General features: G+C 48.7%; 2 protein-coding genes. Both read left to right on the forward strand.

Annotated elements, in window-relative coordinates:
- Positions 1-588 (forward strand): hypothetical protein (locus tag K8S15_12540; protein ID MCD4776864.1); only part of this gene is annotated, 588 nt, incomplete at its 5' end.
- A partial coding sequence (locus tag K8S15_12545) for an FG-GAP-like repeat-containing protein (protein MCD4776865.1) occupies positions 585-1,155 on the forward strand: 571 nt, incomplete at its 3' end. The genes K8S15_12540 and K8S15_12545, both read left to right, overlap by 4 nt.

A 1,155-nucleotide genomic window follows, 5' to 3' on the forward strand; every position in this document is an offset into this window, starting at 1 on the left:
CTTGTAAAACCTCGTGATTACGCGACAGAAGTCAGGGGAAATGCCTGGGACATGACCGAAGGTGGCAGCAACGACTGGAACACAAATGATATTGAAGCGGTTGCACAGAACTGGAATATTTCAACGGGCTGGACAGATTCCGTAAGCGGCATGTTCGAGGGTTTGATAAACTATGACATCCCTACAGGATGGTTCAAAGGCGATATCAGTCTTGCCATACCTGAAGATTCCACAAAATACATAGATACCGATAAGTACCATATGCTCAGTTTCGGCATTACCGTTAACAACCCCAATCGACTTGATGATAATGCCTGTGCCATGCACATCAGGTGGATAGATAATAACAATAATGAGCACGGCTGGGTGAATCTGCTGAATATTTCCGGTTCCCATGTCGGCAACGGCTGGGATCGGTGGACCGTGATCGGTCCCTTTGATCTGAAAGCAGACACTTCTCTTCACTGGGGTGATGACGATTGTTCAGAACTGAAGTTATTGATTCAGGGTAGTGGTACCTGTATAGACCCACCGTCTCCTGTTGATATCCGCATCGGCTGGATCAGGCTTGAGGAGTCAGCGCAATGAGGAACGCATTCAGAATCTGTAGAGTGGGAATTTTATTGACACTGCTGTTTCCATGTTCCGTTCTCATTTATGGAGGAGTTATAATTCAGACTGACTGGTCCGGTGGTCCCGGCGTACCCGGCCCCGAGTGGCATTGGTTAAACACATTCTCCAGCCAGACTCAGACATCCTGGACAGCCATGCCCGGCAAACTGATTCTGGGTATATCTAAAACCAGTCACACGATTAATTCCGGCATGGGCGGGTGTCACTATACATTTCCGGCGGATATGGACGGTGACGGTGATGTGGATGTGCTGGCGCAGTCTACTGATAATTATGATGTAGCCTGGTTCGAGAACGACGGCAGTGGGGGAGGTTGGGACACTCACATGGTAAGTGATAGTTATGGTGTGATCTGGTGCGCCTACCCCGGTGATATTGATGGTGACGGCGATATGGATGTTGCTGGAGCAAACCCATCGTATTTACATAAAGGCGTCGAATGGTGGCGCAACGATGATGGCATTGGTGACAGCTGGACAAGGTTTTACGTTGATGATCAGTATGGCAGCCCGAATTTTGTAT

The organism is Candidatus Aegiribacteria sp. (genome assembly GCA_021108005.1).
Classification (GTDB): domain Bacteria; phylum Fermentibacterota; class Fermentibacteria; order Fermentibacterales; family JCC-6; genus Aegiribacteria.